This window comes from Microbulbifer salipaludis (assembly GCF_017303155.1).
Classification (GTDB): domain Bacteria; phylum Pseudomonadota; class Gammaproteobacteria; order Pseudomonadales; family Cellvibrionaceae; genus Microbulbifer; species Microbulbifer salipaludis.
In genome coordinates this window covers 1,024,862-1,041,351 of record NZ_JAEKJR010000002.1, presented here as the reverse complement: position 1 = coordinate 1,041,351, position 16,490 = coordinate 1,024,862, and the positions used below count along the sequence as shown (strand labels likewise).

General features: G+C 59.0%; 13 protein-coding genes. 2 read left to right on the top strand and 11 right to left on the bottom strand.

The window, feature by feature from the left end; all coding sequences use genetic code 11:
* Positions 1-7: 7 nt before the first annotated feature.
* Positions 8-1,000 (top strand): mechanosensitive ion channel family protein, encoded by a 993-nt coding sequence (locus tag JF535_RS10080; RefSeq protein WP_242523786.1) that lies wholly within the window; start codon positions 8-10, stop codon positions 998-1,000.
* Positions 1,001-1,048: 48 nt separating this feature from the next.
* Here the strand turns inward: JF535_RS10080 and JF535_RS10075 are convergent, their stop codons facing one another.
* From JF535_RS10075 to cysM, 11 genes are all read right to left on the bottom strand, one after another.
* Positions 1,049-2,056: a tryptophan--tRNA ligase gene (locus tag JF535_RS10075; RefSeq protein ID WP_207001743.1), complete on the bottom strand. Its 1,008-nt coding sequence runs from the start codon at positions 2,054-2,056 to the stop codon at positions 1,049-1,051.
* An 84-nt stretch (positions 2,057-2,140) separates the two neighbouring features.
* Entirely contained in the window at positions 2,141-3,256 is a 1,116-nt protein-coding gene (locus JF535_RS10070) for a tRNA-queuosine alpha-mannosyltransferase domain-containing protein (RefSeq protein ID WP_340674159.1), read from the bottom strand.
* A gap of 56 nt (positions 3,257-3,312) precedes the next feature.
* Positions 3,313-4,197, bottom strand: a complete 885-nt coding sequence (locus tag JF535_RS10065; protein WP_207001741.1) for an NAD(P)-dependent oxidoreductase — start codon at positions 4,195-4,197, stop codon at positions 3,313-3,315.
* A gap of 81 nt (positions 4,198-4,278) precedes the next feature.
* Entirely contained in the window at positions 4,279-5,079 is an 801-nt protein-coding gene (locus JF535_RS10060) for an undecaprenyl-diphosphate phosphatase (RefSeq protein ID WP_207001739.1), read from the bottom strand.
* Positions 5,080-5,154: 75 nt separating this feature from the next.
* Entirely contained in the window at positions 5,155-5,880 is a 726-nt protein-coding gene (gene tsaB, locus JF535_RS10055) for a tRNA (adenosine(37)-N6)-threonylcarbamoyltransferase complex dimerization subunit type 1 TsaB (RefSeq protein WP_207001736.1), read from the bottom strand.
* A gap of 198 nt (positions 5,881-6,078) precedes the next feature.
* Positions 6,079-6,879, bottom strand: coding sequence for a hypothetical protein (locus tag JF535_RS10050; protein ID WP_207001734.1), 801 nt, complete (start codon positions 6,877-6,879; stop codon positions 6,079-6,081).
* A 358-nt stretch (positions 6,880-7,237) separates the two neighbouring features.
* A complete protein-coding gene (hemH, locus tag JF535_RS10045; RefSeq protein ID WP_207001732.1) occupies positions 7,238-8,269 on the bottom strand; it encodes a ferrochelatase in 1,032 nt (343 codons plus the stop codon).
* 211 nt (positions 8,270-8,480) lie between these two features.
* Positions 8,481-9,134 (bottom strand): adenylate kinase, encoded by a 654-nt coding sequence (gene adk / locus JF535_RS10040; protein WP_207001730.1) that lies wholly within the window; start codon positions 9,132-9,134, stop codon positions 8,481-8,483.
* Between the two features lie 228 nt (positions 9,135-9,362).
* A complete protein-coding gene (gene mazG / locus JF535_RS10035; RefSeq protein WP_207003714.1) occupies positions 9,363-10,178 on the bottom strand; it encodes a nucleoside triphosphate pyrophosphohydrolase in 816 nt (271 codons plus the stop codon).
* 21 nt (positions 10,179-10,199) lie between these two features.
* The gene (gene relA, locus JF535_RS10030) at positions 10,200-12,452 is read right to left on the bottom strand and encodes a GTP diphosphokinase (RefSeq protein ID WP_207001727.1); all 2,253 of its coding nucleotides are present in this window, start codon (positions 12,450-12,452) and stop codon (positions 10,200-10,202) included.
* Between the two features lie 70 nt (positions 12,453-12,522).
* On the bottom strand, positions 12,523-13,416 hold the full coding sequence (gene cysM / locus JF535_RS10025) for a cysteine synthase CysM (protein ID WP_242523785.1): 894 nt from the start codon (positions 13,414-13,416) through the stop codon (positions 12,523-12,525).
* Between the two features lie 179 nt (positions 13,417-13,595).
* Here cysM and JF535_RS10020 point away from each other — a divergent pair, with 179 nt between their 5' ends.
* The gene (locus tag JF535_RS10020; RefSeq protein WP_242523784.1) at positions 13,596-16,490 is read left to right on the top strand and encodes a response regulator; all 2,895 of its coding nucleotides are present in this window, start codon (positions 13,596-13,598) and stop codon (positions 16,488-16,490) included.

Below are 16,490 nucleotides of genomic sequence, written 5' to 3'. Positions count from 1 at the left end.
AGGGGTGATGATGCAAGCTCAGGAGTCCCAGGATAACGCGCTCGACAAACTCGGGGCCGTTTCAACAGACTACAGTGCAGCCATCGATCAGGTCGACAGCTGGGTCGATGGCGCCATCCGGCTCATCCCCCACTTCACCGTGGCGCTGGTGGTACTGCTGGTGGCGTTTATCCTCGGCAGTATTTTCCGCTTTCTGGTCCGCCGGCACCTGCGCCGTAGGGACAGGCCTAACCTGGGCGAAGTGCTCGGAAGCCTGGTCAAGTGGTGTGTAGTGCTGGTGGGCTTTCTGCTTGCTGCCACCATCGTGATGCCGAGTCTCAAACCCGGCGACCTGATTGCCGGGTTGGGTGTGAGCTCGGTGGCCATTGGCTTTGCATTCAAGGACATTCTGCAAAACTGGCTGGCCGGGCTGTTGATTCTGCTGCGCCAGCCCTTCGAAATCGGTGATCAGATCAAAGTCACCGATTTCGAGGGCACTGTGCACCGCATCGAAACCCGCGCGACCCTCATCGACACCTACGACGGCCAGCGGGTGGTCATACCCAACAGCGATATTTATACCAACGCCATCCTGGTCAAAACCACCCATGCCAGTCGCCGCAGCGACTACGAAATCGGTATCGGCTACAACGACAATATTGGCGAGGCCTGCGAGATCATTCGACGCGCGGTTGCCTCAGTCGAAGGTGTCGAGGCAGATCCGGCACCGGAAGCGCTGCCGTGGGATCTCGCCGCCAGCTGGGTGTCGATCCGTGCCCGCTGGTGGACCAGCAGCACGCAGGCGAATGTGACCCATGTGCGGGCACGGGTGATCCAGTCAGTAAAAGAAGCGCTGGATGAAGCCGGTATCGACATGCCCTTCGAGACCCAGGTACATCTGTTCCACGACCAGACGGAGGGGCACGACCGCGCTGGCCGCAAGCAGCGCAAGGAACGGCACACAGGCGCGCAAGAAGGAGCGCAGGGAGCAGCGCAAAAACGAGAAGGCAAAAACGACTGAGCCCACCAAAAGGTGGGCCCAGTCTGCTCAACTGCCGGTACTTTTCGCTCAGCCAATCTTGCGAATGCCCACCGCCTCACGCAGTTTCGCCAGGAAAGGCGCAGCATAGGCGCGCGCTTTTTCCGCGCCTTTTTCCAGCTCCAGTTCGATCTGTGCCGGGTTGGCCAGCAGTGCTTCATAACGCTCGCGCGCCTCACCAATCTGGCCATTGATCAGTTCAAACAGCTGCTTCTTGGCCTCACCCCAGGCAATGCCGTCCTCGAACGCCTTGCGCATTTCAGCGGTTTGCTCCGGTGTGGCAAACGCCTGCCAGATCTGGAATACGGTGGAGGTATCCGGGTCTTTCGGCTCACCCGGCTCCAGCAGGTTGGTCTTGATCTTGTTGATGTGCTTTTTCAGCTTCTTTTCTGGCAAAAACAGCGGGATGGTATTGCCGTAGCTCTTGCTCATCTTGCGGCCGTCCAGCCCCTGCAAAACGGCAACGTGCTCACCCACCACCGCCTCTGGCAGGACGAAGTGCTCACCGTAGTGGTGGTTGAAGCGCGCAGCGATGTCGCGCGCCATTTCAATATGCTGTATCTGGTCTTTACCCACCGGCACTTTATGGGCATTGAACATCAGGATGTCCGCCGCCATCAGGATCGGGTAGCTGTACAGCCCCATGTTGATGCCGAAATCCGAATCCTGCCCATCGTCGCGGTTAGCGTCTACGGCCGCCTTGTAGGCGTGCGCCCGGTTCATCAGCCCCTTCGCCGTCTGGCAGGTAAGCAGCCAGGTCAGCTCGGGAATCTCCACAATATCCGACTGGCGATAGAACACGGCGTTGTCGCTATCCAGGCCCAGTGCCAGCCAGGTTGCGGCAATTTCCTGGGTGGACTGGTGCACCTGTTCCGGATCCTGGCATTTGATCAGCGCGTGGTAGTCCGCAAGAAAATAGAAAGGCTGATTATTTTCTTCCTGACTGGCGGCAATCGCTGGGCGAATGGCGCCCACGTAATTGCCCAGGTGGGGAGTACCGGTGGTAGTGATGCCGGTAAGTACGCGCTGCTTGCTCATAAATCCTAGAATTTCCGTTGTTGCTCATCATCGATCGGCGAATCCGGACCGAATGATACCCGTTTACCGCAGGAGGTTGTACGCTCAGGGGAAATTCCCCGCCCCGCGGGCACAATCCTCCAACTGCTGGCGGTAGTCGCTGGCCATGGTTTGCCAGCTCATGTGGGTTATCTCTGGCACCGCCAACCCGGCCCCGGCCTGCACCTGCTGGGCACAGCGCATCATGGCGCTACACAGGTTCGCCGCACAGGACTCTACATCTTCCGAGTAGCGCCAACCCCCACGCCCAAACCACTCGGGATAAGCCAGGTGATCGGGCACCAGCGGCTGGCAGCCAGCGGCAACGGCCTCAAGCACAGATAGCCCCTGAAAGTCGTGCCGCGCCGTGGACAGTACCCCGTGGCTCTCAGCCAGTAACTGGCGATACTCGGCCACGCTCTCGCGATAGCCCCAGGCCCCCAACGCATCCAGCTTGCCGAGTAACTTCTGAATATGGGCGAACTCCGCCGGCTGCCGGCGGAACTGCTGCCCCACCATATGCAGCGTAAACGGGACCTGCTGACGGCCGAAGCGGCGCAGTGCCGCGAGCAGAATATCCGGGCCCTTGTCGTGCTCCCAGCGGTGATTCCACACGAACGTGAGGCGTTGGTTCTTCTCTCCCGCCACCTCAAACGCAGCCGTTTCCAGCGGCACCGGCAGAATGCGGGATTTATCCTCGAGTTCACGGCACACCCCGCCGGGCACCTGATCCGGCAGTTTATGTAAAAGCACCTCGGCACCCTCCAGCAGGGTGCGGCGGTTGTATTCGGAGTTGAATAACAGCAGATCACCACACAGCGCGGTGTAAATATTCAGCAGCTGGGGTTCCACCGACGGCACCGCATCCCCGGTCACCGGGTAGTCGAACTGGTTCTCGTGGAAGTACACCACGGTGGGTACACGACCCAGCTCCGGCACAAAGCCACGCAGCGAAGCGAGGTCGGTCATCGATGTGGTTACCACCAGATCCCACGGCTGGCGCAAGACTGTCAGTGCGTCTCCCCTGCCCCAGCTCAGGCTGTTACCGCGCACCCGCCAGCTGAAGTAACGGGGCGGCAGCGTGAGAACGGTCCACTGCCAATCGGGAATGGCGGCCACCAGACCGCGACGCCAGCGCTTGTGACTGTCGGCATCGTATGCAGAAAGCAGCAACACCTTCACTATGTGGTTACCTGACCAATGCGCTGTAACAGCGGACGTGCGCTCGTAAACGGGGGTTAGCTGAAATCCCGCAGGTTAGTGAGGCGCGCAAACAGGCTGGAAGTGTCCCAGCGGCCGCCGCCCAGGGCCTGTACCTCGCTGTAGAACTGGTCTACCAGCGCAGTGACTGGCAACAGGGCACCGTTGCGCTGGGCTTCGTCGAGCACTATGCCCAGGTCCTTGCGCATCCAGTCCACGGCAAAGCCATGCTCGTACTCACCCGCCAGCATGGTTTTATAGCGATTTTCCATCTGCCAGCTTTGCGCCGCCCCCTTGGAGATCACCTCCACCACCTGCTCCGGGTCCAGACCGGCCGCGCGGGCGAAATGCAAGCCCTCAGAGAGCCCCTGCACCAGCCCGGCGATGCAGATCTGGTTCACCATTTTGCACAACTGACCGCTGCCCACGGGTCCCAATAGGTTGACCGCCCGCGCATAACTGTCGAGCAGCGGACGCGCCCGCGCAAAATCCGGCTCGTCGCCACCCACCATGATGGTCAGGGCGCCGTTTTCTGCCCCCGCCTGGCCGCCGGATACCGGCGCGTCCAGAAATCCAATATTTTTTTCACCGGCGACCGCTGCCAGCTCGCGCGCCACATTGGCCGAAGCCGTGGTGTGATCAACAAACAAACTGCCGGCCGCCATGCCCTGAAAAGCGCCGCCCGCCCCCGTGGTAACCTGACGCAGGTCATCGTCATTGCCCACGCAGGCGAAAACAAATTCTGCACCCTCGGCGGCCGCTGCGGGCGTGGCGAAGGCTTTGCCCGCATACGTGGACAGCCATTCGCTGGCGCGACTGGCGGTACGATTGTAAACGTGGACCTGATAGCCGGCTTTGGACAGGTATCCCGCCATGGGGAAGCCCATTACACCGAGGCCGATAAAAGCAACTGTGGTTGTCATAGTAATACCTGTTCAGGGTGCGTCGTCACCCGCAGCGACACAGTCGCGCCTCCATCACGGAAAGCGGCGACCTTCGGCGGCTCAGCTGGCGAGCAATAGCCAGATCAATGCCCCACCCAGCAAAAAGCGGTAGATGGCAAAAGGCGCCATGCCAATGCGACTGATAAATTGAAGGAAAAAATGGATACACAGATAGGCACTGATTCCGGACAGCACCACGCCGAGGAAGATACTCCCCCAGGGTACTGAATGGGTATCCAGAAGCTCCAGCGTCAACAGTAATGCACTGAGGGCAATTACCGGAATCGACATCAAAAAAGAAAAGCGTGCGGCGGCCTCCCGCTTCATCCCCAGCATCAAGCCAGCGGTCATGGTGATCCCGGAACGGGAGGTGCCGGGAATCAGTGCAATGGCCTGGGCGGCACCGATCATCAGCGCCTTCTTCCAGTTCAACTTGCCCAGATCATCCCGCCGCGCACCATGTACATCCGCCCACCACAGCAGGGCGCCAAACAGAATGGTCGTGGTTGCGATCACCGCGGACGAGCGCATGTGGGTTTCAATAAAATCCTTGAACGCCAGGCCCACCAGCCCTGCGGGAATGGTAGCCAGCACAATCAACCAGGCGAGCCGCCCCTCATCACTAAACTGACCGCTTCTGAATCCGCCCAGCCCATCGCGGATCAAATGCCAGACGTCCTTGCGGAAATAGATCAGCACCGCCGTCAGGGAACCGAAATGCACGGCCACATCAAACGCCAGCCCCTGATCCGGCCAACCGAGCACCTGATTGGGAAGAATCAGGTGCGCGGAACTGGAAATCGGAAGAAACTCCGTAATTCCCTGAATCAGGGCAAGGATAATGATCTGAAAAGTTTCCATACGGACTACTGCTTGGCCGGGGAGCGACAACCCTGCTCACCACGGTGTTTGTTATTGAAGAGAGTTACCCTGAGGTCAGCGATCGCGAATACGTTCGCGTTTTTTCCAGGTCACCTCATTACGCAAATACGCTGGTTCCAGGTCCTGAGCAGCGACAAACGTACCGCTCGGCCAGAAACCTGCGGCCAACACCGCGATATCCTGGGCATGAATCACAGCCTCTTCCCACACCCCCAGCGGGGTCAAAGCGGCCAGCGAAGGGTACTGCCAGCCGGGGCCGGCGGCGTAGAAGTTGCATTGATGGTCATCTGCAGGGCCGTGCCCGGCCTCTTCCAGTGCGGCAACCACCTGTTCAGGGCTTGCCACGGCATCGGGCAACAGGGCCTCGGCGGGACAGTCAGCCGCGTAGAGTCCCCAGTAAACCTCCTGCATCCTCGCATCCAGCGCCGGCAGCACCGGTGCCCCTTGCCAGTCCGGGTTTGCACGAATCGCGCCAGTCGCCATGGCCGCGAGACTGGAAACCGGTATCACCGGTTTGTCCGCGGCAAAGGCCAGTCCCTGCACACAACTGATCGCAATGCGCAGACCCGTGAATGAACCCGGGCCCTGGCTGACAGCCAGTGCGTCGACATCGGCCAGGCGACACCCGCCATCGGCCAACACCGCCTCCACCATGGGTAGCAGGCGGCGGGTATGATCCCGCTCCGCCCTGACAAACTGCTCGGTGACTGCTCCGTCCTGGTACAGGGCCACGGAACAGGCGCCGGAGGTGGTATCAACAGCCAGAAGTTTCAATGCCATAGCTCGTGCTTAAAACAGGTGGAGAAGTGGGGGCAAGGCCCATTTCCGCGGGAAGCGTACAAATCAGGGGGCGAATTGTGGCATGCCCAGCGACAAACGCAACTGGGGCAACGCCAGCCCTGCGCGCAAATAAAAACCCCGGCCATTGGCCGGGGCTTCAATGCTCTGCCTGGGACACAAGCAGTGATCATTAAGATATCAGGCTTTTTTCGGTGGCCGCCCCCGACGAGCGCCGGCTTTTTTTGCCGCCTTGGGTGGCCGTCCGCGACGGGCGGACTTCTTCGGCGCAGACTTGGTGGCCTTGGTTGCCGCCTTCTTCGCAGCTGACTTCTTCGCAGCTGACTTCTTGGGGCGACCCGGCGCTTTCTTAACGGCAGTCTTCTTGGCTGCCGACTTCTTTACGGCTTTTTTCTTGGAGGCTGCCTTCGCCGCCTTTTTCGCTTCGGCCTTGGCCTTGGCTGCCGCCTTTTTCTCTAACGCTTTGGCTTTCGCCGCGGCCTTCTTCGCCGCCGCCTTCACTTTCGCGGTCGCTTTTTTTTCCGCGGCTTTTACTTTCTTGGCATCAGCCTTGGCGCGCGCTTTTTTCCAGCGGCTCTCAAACGACTTCAGTGCCTTGGCAAGCTCCTTGTCAGCCTTGGTCGACAGTTTGTCGGCGAGGGCAGAAACCGATTTCTTGGCAGACTCCTCCGCCTCACGCACTGAATCCATCGCACTGGCTTTGGCCAGCCCTAACTTGGCTTCCGCCACCTTCAATCGCTGCTCACGCAACTTCGCGTTGGCCGAAGCCAGCGACTGCTTGGCTGCCGCAGATCCGGTTTTCTGAACCCGTGCCCGTGCCTTGCCAACCCGGTCCAACTGGGCATCCAGTGCCTTCGCGGCAGAATCCACCGCCTTTTGTGCCTTGGCAACCACTGGCGATGTGCCAGTATTAACCGTGGCAGCCGGTTTGGCCTTGGCTACACGTTTTGCCTTGGCCTTTTTCTTTGCGACTCGTGCCATCCCTTGTCTCCTCGTTCTCTATAGAAGAAGTCACCTTGAACACCGAAGAGTGTTCCAACCAGCAACCCGGTTCTCGCTGCTGCCGGGAATTGCAACAGCCCTCGATTTTCCACCTGGCGACGATACGTGCGGGATTCCGTAACAATCATCCGCTAGACGCAACGGGTAAAACCTGAGAATCGAGAGCAGCCCAGCCATTCAAAATGACACGGCTGTATCAAACTTAATAAAAAAAAGGGGGTTTGCAAGAAAAAACAGGCAAAAAAAACCGAATTTCCAGAAAAAATTCGGTTTTTTTGTAGATGCAGGGCATTTTTAAAGAAAATACCTCAGGAAACTGGAAAAACGGCCGCAGAAATTACCCGGCTTCTAAATCAGAAATGCGCTCCCGCACAATGGCTTCAAGCATCGCTATATGATCTTCACGGGTATTAAGCGCGGGAATGTATCGGTATTCCCGACCACCCGCATCAATAAAATTAGCGCGATTCTCTACCGCGATTTCCTCCAGCGTCTCGAGGCAGTCAGCCGAAAACGCGGGACACAGCACATCGACACTGGCAACACCGTTACGCCCCCACTCAATCAGGGTTTTATCGGTGTATGGCTGAAGCCACTCCGCCTTGCCAAAACGCGACTGAAAAGTGATTTCCCACCGCTCCCGCGACAGACCAAGTGCTTCTGCCAATCGCTCGGCGGTACCACAGCAGTGGTGGTAATAGGGGTCTCCCTTGCGGGTGTTTGCCTTTGGGATACCGTGAAACGACATCATGAGTTTCTCTGCCTGGCCATGCTTGTGCCAGTGCTCACGTACCGAGTTCGCCAACGCCGCAATGTAACCTGGATGCTCCCAGTAATGGTGGACTACAGAAATATCCGGCACATCGCGCGACGTCCGAATGATGCGGGCCACCTGATCGTAAATCGCTCCGGTGGTCGTCGCCGAGTACTGGGGATAAAGCGGCACCAGGGTAAACCGCTTTGCTCCTTCCTGCCGCAGCCGCTCAACAGTATCCGCCAGATTGGGCGCACCGTAAGTCATTGCGTAAGTGACCATGACGTTACCACCGCCTGTCTCATCACCTGCGACGGAATCATGAGGCTGAAGCCGCGCCTGCAGCAGCTCTGCCTGCCTTCGGGTGTAGAACATGATCGGGGACCCGCTTACCGGCTCCCCGTCGAGGCCACTATCCCAGATTTCCGCATAAGCGGGCGCTATGCGCTTCGGCCTCAGGGGCAGGATGAACAGGTTGAGAATCAGCTGCCACACCGGCTTCGGGATCTCTACCACCCGGGTATCGGACAAGAATTCACGGAGAAACGCCCGCACGGCTCCGGGCGTGGGCTCTGCGGGGGTCCCCAGGTTCATCAAAATGATCGCGTGAGCCATGTTCGTTGGTACTCCTGTGCACTCGGGTATCAGGTTCGGGGATGGGCAATACGTGAAACCGCCCAACGGCCGGAGTATTTCAGAAACCGGCGCAAATGTATTCAGGGGGATTTCTATCGCCTTGATAGTGCATTCTGTCGACAGGACCTTGTGGGCGGCCACCAAAAAAGGCTCCCGAGGGAGCCTTTTGTAAAGGGAGGGAGCGAGCCAATCAGCTCAGAGCCTCCAGCACCTTCCCGCGGATATCTTCCATGGAGCCCACACCTTCGACTTTGCTGTATTTCGGCGCGGATTCTGGTTCACGCTGCTCCAGCTCGCGGTAAAAACCGACCAGGGGCTCCGTTTGCTCATGATAAATTGACAGGCGGTTGCGTACCGTCTCTTCCGTGTCATCGGCGCGCTGAACCAAAGGCTCACCAGTGACGTCGTCCACACCCTCATTTTTCGGGGCATTGTAGATCAGGTGATACACACGACCCGAGCCTTCGTGAACACGACGGCCAGACAGGCGCTTCACGATTTCCTCATCGTCCACGGCAATTTCCAGCACGTGGTCAATGGATACATCGGCGTCCAGCATGGCTTGCGCCTGGGGAATAGTGCGCGGAAAGCCATCGAACAGGAAACCGTTCGCACAGTCCGGCTGGGTGATACGCTCTTTGACCAGCGCGATAATCAGGTCGTCAGAAACCAGCTTGCCCGCTGCCATGATGTCTTTGGCCTGCAATCCCAGCGGGGTGCCAGCCTTTACCGCGGCGCGGAGCATATCGCCGGTGGAAATCTGAGGAATTCCAAACTTCTCGGTGATGAACTGGGCCTGGGTGCCCTTACCTGCGCCCGGAGCGCCCAGAAGTATGATTCGCATAAACAGATAATCTCCAGATCATGCCGAGGCGCAGCGCAGTCATTGCGGCGGGCCACCGTAAAAAGATCGCTACCTTACACTCTGCCCCAAAACAGAACAAGTGCACATGTGGTCTGGCCGAAATCGGTAATTTTTTTACACAATCCTGCGGATTTTCGACCAGTTACCGATTTTTCCCCTGTTTTGCCACGGCGTTCGCCGGCAGTTCGCCGCCCGGGTCATTGCCGGCTAGCCTTTGGACGCTTCCCACAGACGATCCAGCTCTTCCAGGGAAACGTCCGACGGCTGCTGATCCCGCGCCTTCAGCGCCGCTTCCACCGCACCGAAACGCTGCTCAAACTTGCGATTGCACTGTCGCAGGGCGACCTCAGGGTCTTCCTTCAGATGCCGCGCCAGATTCACACAGGAAAACAACAGATCCCCCAGTTCTTCTCGCGCATGCGCGCGGTCGCCGGAATCAATCGCCTCGCGTAGCTCGCGGAGTTCCTCCTCCACTTTCGCCAGTACACCGCCAATTTCTGGCCAGTCGAAACCCACCTGCGCTGCGCGCTTCTGTAGCTTCGCCGCACGTGTCAGCGCCGGTAGGCCCACGGCGACCCCATCCAGGGTTCCTTTCTCGCCTTTGCCTTGCCGCTCCTCGGCCTTGATAGCCTCCCAGTTGGCTTTAACCTGCTGCTCGTCAATGGCGCCGAGCGATGCCTCATCAGGCCCGTCGCTATAAAGTTGCCCGGAGGGGAATACGTGCGGGTGGCGCCGGACCAGCTTTCGCACCAGAGTGTCGACGATGCGAGAGAAATCGAAATGTCCCTGTTCCCTACCGAGCTGGGCATAGAAAATCACCTGAAACAGCAGGTCTCCGAGCTCCTCGTGCAGGTGCTCAAAATCCTCCTTCTCGATCGCTTCTGCGACCTCGTAGGCTTCTTCGATGGTCGAGGGAACAATGGTGGCAAAGGTCTGCTTCAGGTCCCAGGGGCAACCCCCATCGGGGTTGCGCAGTTGCGACATCAGGTATTGCAGGTCTTCGACGGTGTAGGTTTCTTTCATCATGACCACTCAGAGGCTGCTTCAGTGAAGAATACGCCGCTTGGCCGACGCCACATTGGGAAGCTGGTTGATCCGGTGCAACACATGACTCAGCTCCTCAAAGTTATGAATCTCTGCGGTAATGACCATATCCACCGTGTGCTTGTGCTTGTTGGAGTGTGTCTGCATCGCGGTAATATTGATACGCTGACTGTCCAGCATGGTGGTCACATCCCGCAGCAGGCCATGGCGGTCGTATGCCTCCACCATGATCTCCACTGCGTAGACTTCCGTGGGCTTCTCCGCCCACTCCACCTGCAGGATGCGCTCCGGTTCGTCCGACTGCATACGCAGCATATTGGCGCAATCTTTCCGGTGAATGGAAACGCCGCGCCCCTGGGTGATATAGCCCATGATTTCATCACCCGGCACCGGATTACAGCAGCGTGCAATCTGGGTAAGCAGGTTACCGACCCCATCAATGTACACGTCCGCATGACCGTCCCGCGCCACCGGTGCGGTCAACGAAGGCACCGGCTCACCCTGCTCGACTTTCACCATGCGCTGGGCAGCATTCAACACCTGGCCGACACCCACATCGCCCGCGCCCACGGCGGCATACAGGTCGTCGAGGGAGTGCATATTCAGCTTTTTGGCCAGCTTTTCAAAATCAAAATCGGCCAGCGCCAACTGTTTGAACTCCCCATCGAGGATGGTTCGACCTTCAGCAATATTCTGGTCCCGCGCCTGCTGCTTGAACCAGTGGATGACCTTGGCCCGGGCCCGGGAGGTGGTGATATAGCCCATGCTGCGGGAAATCCAGTCGCGACTGGGCGCCTCGCGCTTGCCGGTGAGGATTTCAACCTGATTCGCGGTCTGCAACTCATGGTTGAGCGGCACTATTCGTCCATCCACCTTGGCGCCGCGACAGCGATGACCGATCTCGGTGTGGATTCTGTAGGCGAAGTCCAGCGGCGTGGCGCCGCGGGGCAAATCCACTACATGCCCGTCCGGGGTAAACACGTAAATGCGGGTGTCGACATCGCTCGCCTGCAAATCTTCCTGCAGCGGATTCCCGCCCACTTCCTCATGCCAGTCGAGCACCTGACGCAGCCAGGAAATTTTCTGCTCATAGCCATCCTGACCATCCAGCTGCCCGGACTTTTTATCGGTCCCCTTGTAACGCCAGTGCGCGCAGACACCGTACTCGGCCTCCTCGTGCATGGCGAAGGTGCGGATCTGCACTTCCAGCACCTTGCGATCGGGGCCGATCACCGCCGTATGCAGTGATCGGTAACCGTTGTCTTTGGGAGAAGCAATGTAATCATCAAATTCATTGGGAATATTGCGCCACAGGTTGTGCACGATACCCAGCACCGCGTAACAGTCGCGCACCGTGGGCACCAGAATCCGGACGGCGCGAATATCATAGACCTGGGAGAAGCCGATATTTTTGCGGCGCATCTTTCGCCAGATACTGTAAATATGCTTGGCGCGGCCGAACACTTCCCCTTCAATTTCCGCCTTGGCCAGTTCGTTGCGCAACAGGCTCAGAACGTCGTCGATATAGTCCTGACGCGCCAGGCGCTTTTCATCCAGCAGCCGGGCAATCTGCATGTAATCGTCGGGTTCCAGATAGCGGAATGCCAGGTCCTCCAGCTCCCACTTGATATGCCCGATACCCAGCCGGTGCGCCAATGGTGCATAAACATCGGCGACTTCTCTCGCCACGCGCCGGCGCTTGGCTTCATCCGCCTTTTTCGACGCGCGAATCGCGCAGGTGCGCTCCGCCAGCTTGATAAGCGCCACGCGCACATCATCCACCAGCGCCACCAGCATACGGCGAATATTTTCCGAGTGCTCTTCGACCGCACCACTCTGTTTTTCCTCACCGGTATCCGCGGTGCGACTGCGGATAACCGCCATCTGCAACACGCCGCGAATCAGCTTGGCAATGGTCTCACCCATCTCATCGGAAACGGTTTTCAGTGATAGTCGTTTCTCGCGGACGGCACGGTACAGCATGGCGGCACACAGCGCCTCGCCATCAATTTGCAGGTCCGCAAGGATTTCCACCATCTCGAGGCCGGTCAGGAAACTACTGGTGCCTTCCACCCAGATATTTTCGGCATCGATGGCTTTCTGCTCTGCGTCTTCGCTCATCTCGACGGCTTTGCGCAGGGTCACCAGGGTGCCCCCATCGAGTTTTGCCATCGCCTGAATATGGCGCAGCCAGGCCTCCCGATCGAGGGTGCCGTCGGCCAGTCTTGGGTAATTTTTTCTGACTTGTACCAATGTATTAACTCGCGGTCAGAACAAAAGGAAAACGGTTGTTAGTAGTGCGTAACGCCACTCAGCCGGGCGCTTAAGCCCCAGCAAACAGACCCGACGACAAGTAACGGTCCCCGCGGTCACAAATAATGGCGACGATGGTGGCATTTTCCACAGTCTCGGATATCCGCAAGGCACCTGCGACCGCGCCGCCGGAGGAAACACCACAGAATATGCCCTCTTCCCGCGCCAAACGACGAGCCATGTCTTCGGCATCTCGTTGACTGATATCCATCACCCGGTCTACCTCCTCCGGCACAAAGATCTTGGGCAGATAGGCCTGGGGCCAACGACGAATGCCGGGAATAGCCGAGCCCTCGGTGGGCTGCAGGCCGATGATCTGGATATCCGGATTCTGCTGCTTGAGATATCGGCCACAGCCCATGATGGTGCCCGTAGTCCCCATGGAGGAAACAAAGTGCGTAATCTCGCCACCGGTCTGCCGCCAGATTTCCGGTCCGGTGGTCTCGATATGCGCAGTGGGATTGTCCAGGTTGGAAAACTGATCCAGTACCAGGCCCTGCCCCTCTTCCTGCATTTGCAGTGCCAAATCCCGCGCGCCCTCCATGCCCTGTTCGGCAGTGACCAGAATCAGCTCAGCGCCATACGCGGCCATGGACGCCTTGCGTTCATCGGTCGCGGTTTCCGGCATGATCAGTATCAGCCGATAGCCCTTGATAGCCGCGGCCATGGCCAGGGCGATACCGGTGTTGCCGCTGGTGGCCTCGATCAGGGTGTCGCCGGGGCGAATCTGACCGCGCTGTTCCGCGCGGCTGATCATCGACAGCGCCGGGCGATCCTTCACCGAGCCGGCGGGGTTGTTACCCTCCAGCTTGAGCAGAATGGTATTGGAGGTAGTGCCCTGCAGGCGCTGCAATCGCACCAGCGGCGTATTGCCGACACAATCGGCAATAGTGGGATATTCCATAGTCAACATCGGTTCTTTCTGGAAACGCGGGCGCACATTCTACCCCTGAAGCCCCCTTGGCTGCGAATTCAGCACGCCGAGGCACGGTAGAATTGCCGCAGAAACCCGGCCTTCCGGGGTGGTATCTGTGGCCAACAGGGGTAGAATCGGACAAAAATAACACAGCATTGATCTCTGCCATGGCCAAAGTCCCGCACCAAGACCCCAGTACTGCCCCGCAGACACCCGCGGCTGGCCGCCCCAGCGGGAGACGCCCCCGCCGCCGGCTGTCACTGCGCGCCATTCTGTTCCGCTACACCATGGCGCCCGCCCTGATCCTCTCGCTGTTGCTTTCCGTGCTGTTCACACTGCAGCAAATGAGCGACCGGCGTGACCTGTTACTCGGCCATGGTCGCGCCAGCGCCGAACAGCTGGTGGAACTGATTCACCTCAGCGAAGGCCACTCGTTTGAAGATCGTATCCAGTGGCTCGACAAGAGCCTGATGGCACTGATGCTTGAGCGGGACATGATTCGCTCTGTGCAGCTTTATCGTGCGGATCGCAACGATGCCGGCGAGGAAGAGTTCAAGCTGATTTCCAGTGTTGGCCCGCGCCCGCGCTCCGAGCTCACCGCCGAGCAGCTTCGCGGCAGACCGGCCCATGTGCACGAGGACCTGCAGAGCCTGAAAGTGCTGCACCCGCTGCGCGGCGAAAACACCAATTGCTGGCTCAGTATCGAGCTCCACCGTCCCTATTTCCTCGTGGGGACCTATCAGGTGGCGCTGGTGGGCCTTGTTGGCCTCATCATCTGCGCGCTGGTTGCGCTGGTATGGGCAGTCAGGCTGTCAGAGCGGGCCTCTCTCAGCCTGGAACGCTTCAAGCTTTCCCTGCGCGCCATCGGCCAGGGGCAGTTCAACGCGCGCACCGCCGACTCTCGCAACCAGGAACTTGCGCAGTTAGCGGAAGAAATCAACCTGATGGCGCATAACCTGTCGGAATATCACCGTGATTATGAAGACAGCCTGCACCAGTCCATGGAAGACTTGCGCCAATCACTGGACTCCATGGAAGAGCAGAACATCGAGCTCGAGATTGCGCGCAAGAAAGCGGTTGAAAACAGCCGGGTAAAATCCACCTTCCTGGCCAACACCAGTCATGAAATCCGCACGCCCCTCAACGGCATTATCGGTTTTACCAACCTTTTGCTGAAAACCGAGGTCGACCAGCTCCAGCAGGACTACCTGCAGACCATTCTGCGCTCCGCCGAGAGCCTGCTGACCACCATCAACGACGTGCTGGACTTCTCGCGTATCGAGTCCGGTAACCTGGTGCTGGACCACACCCCAATGAACCTGGGGCAAGTGCTGGAGGAAACCCTGCAGATCCTTGCGCCCTACGGCTATGAACACAACCTCGAGCTGGTGCCCTTCATCGACCCGCAGCTGCCGCCCTCACAGATTGGAGACCCGCTGCGGATCAAACAGATTTTCACCAACCTCGTGAGTACCGCGATTCGCTGTTCGGAAAACGGCAGCATCCCTGTGCGCGTCACGGTACAAAGCGGCAAGGAATCGGAGTTGACCGTGCGCATCGGCATTGTCGATAACGGTGCGCGTTGCGATGAACAGGGCCGTCGGGAGCTCAAGCAGCTGCTCGGTAAAAATCCACCTCAGCAGATGACCAATATCGCCATGGGCCTGGGAATCGCACGCAGTCTGGTGCAGTCCATGAACGGAGAACTGACCATTGAAGACAACGACCTGGGGGGCTGTATTTACTGGGTCCAGCTGCCGCTGACGGTCGACCGCAACCGCACCGCGGTTGCCCGCGAGCAGTTCCCCGGAAGCCGTTTGCTACTGGCCGACCCCAACCCCACGACGCGGCAGCAGGTGAGCCAACAGCTGAAACACTGGCAAGCAGAGCCCATCGAGCACAGCGCAGGTGAAAACCTGGTGCCCACCGTAGAGCAGATGTGGCGCCATGATGCCATGCCCGATGCACTGGTCATCGATACCGCCATTGCCGGCGAGGACTTCGAGGGGTTCATTGCGACCGTGCAACAACTGGTGGACACCTACCAGTGTCGGGTCATCGTGCAGGGCTCCCCGGTGGATTTACGCCGCTGTTATGACGCTCTGCGCACCCGGGTTCTGGCATTTCTCGGCAAGCCCGTAAGCCGCGATGGACTCATGCGCGCACTGAAGCGGGCCCTCCCCCACCAAGCTCAGTCCCGGCCACAAACCGGCAGCGTCGCAAGCCTTCCCTGGCCAGTAAGGCCACGGGTGCTTGCCGTCGATGACTATGAAGCGAACCGCCTGCTGATGAGTGAATTCCTGCGGTCCCAGAATATTGAAGTTGTTCTGGCCGCCAGCGGCGAAGAGGCCTTCGACCTCTGGCGGGAACAGCATTTCGATATGATCTTTATGGATATCCAGATGCCGGGGATGGATGGACTCGCCACAACCCAACGTATTCGCGAGGAGGAGTCTGGCCGGCGCACCCCCATCATTGCGCTCACTGCCCATGTAGGCACCGAAGAGAAATCACGTCTACTCAGTGCCGGCCTGGATGATTACCTGAGCAAACCGGTCAGCGAAGTCCAGCTCACCCACACGGTAAAGCGCTGGATGGAGGTCAATGTGCCGGTGGATACCGATACATCAAACACGGTTGCTGGCCCGCGCCTGGTGGATATCGGTGAAAGCCTTGATCTCGCCAACCAGGACCCGGGGCTTGCTCGTGACCTGCTGCGGATGCTGCTGAAAGGCCTGCATGACGACGAACAGGAGCTGGCGCGCGTTTACCGGGACGGTGATTTCAAGGCGCTGTTCGAGCATGTACACCGTCTCCACGGAGGCTGCTGCTACTGTGGTGTGCCAAGATTGCGGGCCGCCTCGGAACACCTGCAGGAACTACTGAGGCCGGTACTTGAGCACGGGGAAGACGGTATCGACGGCGCGACTCTTGAAAGTGCGTTTGAGGCAGTGCGCAGGGAAATCCGCAGCTTGCGGGACTGGGCGGCAGAACAGGATCTGGAAGCCCTGTTTGGCACTGACAGCGAGCTGACGGGCAACAGCAAGACGGTAGCCAACTGA

Coding starts and splice junctions, on each gene's coding strand:
- JF535_RS10065 (WP_207001741.1), bottom strand. CDS start 4,197: ATGACAACCACAGTTGCTTTTATCGGCCTCGGTGTAATGGGCTTCCCC.
- JF535_RS10075 (WP_207001743.1), bottom strand. CDS start 2,056: ATGAGCAAGCAGCGCGTACTTACCGGCATCACTACCACCGGTACTCCC.
- hemH (WP_207001732.1), bottom strand. CDS start 8,269: ATGGCTCACGCGATCATTTTGATGAACCTGGGGACCCCCGCAGAGCCC.
- JF535_RS10060 (WP_207001739.1), bottom strand. CDS start 5,079: ATGGAAACTTTTCAGATCATTATCCTTGCCCTGATTCAGGGAATTACG.
- mazG (WP_207003714.1), bottom strand. CDS start 10,178: ATGAAAGAAACCTACACCGTCGAAGACCTGCAATACCTGATGTCGCAA.
- JF535_RS10080 (WP_242523786.1), top strand. CDS start 8: ATGATGCAAGCTCAGGAGTCCCAGGATAACGCGCTCGACAAACTCGGG.
- tsaB (WP_207001736.1), bottom strand. CDS start 5,880: ATGGCATTGAAACTTCTGGCTGTTGATACCACCTCCGGCGCCTGTTCC.
- adk (WP_207001730.1), bottom strand. CDS start 9,134: ATGCGAATCATACTTCTGGGCGCTCCGGGCGCAGGTAAGGGCACCCAG.
- JF535_RS10020 (WP_242523784.1), top strand. CDS start 13,596: ATGGCCAAAGTCCCGCACCAAGACCCCAGTACTGCCCCGCAGACACCC.
- JF535_RS10050 (WP_207001734.1), bottom strand. CDS start 6,879: ATGGCACGAGTCGCAAAGAAAAAGGCCAAGGCAAAACGTGTAGCCAAG.
- cysM (WP_242523785.1), bottom strand. CDS start 13,416: ATGGAATATCCCACTATTGCCGATTGTGTCGGCAATACGCCGCTGGTG.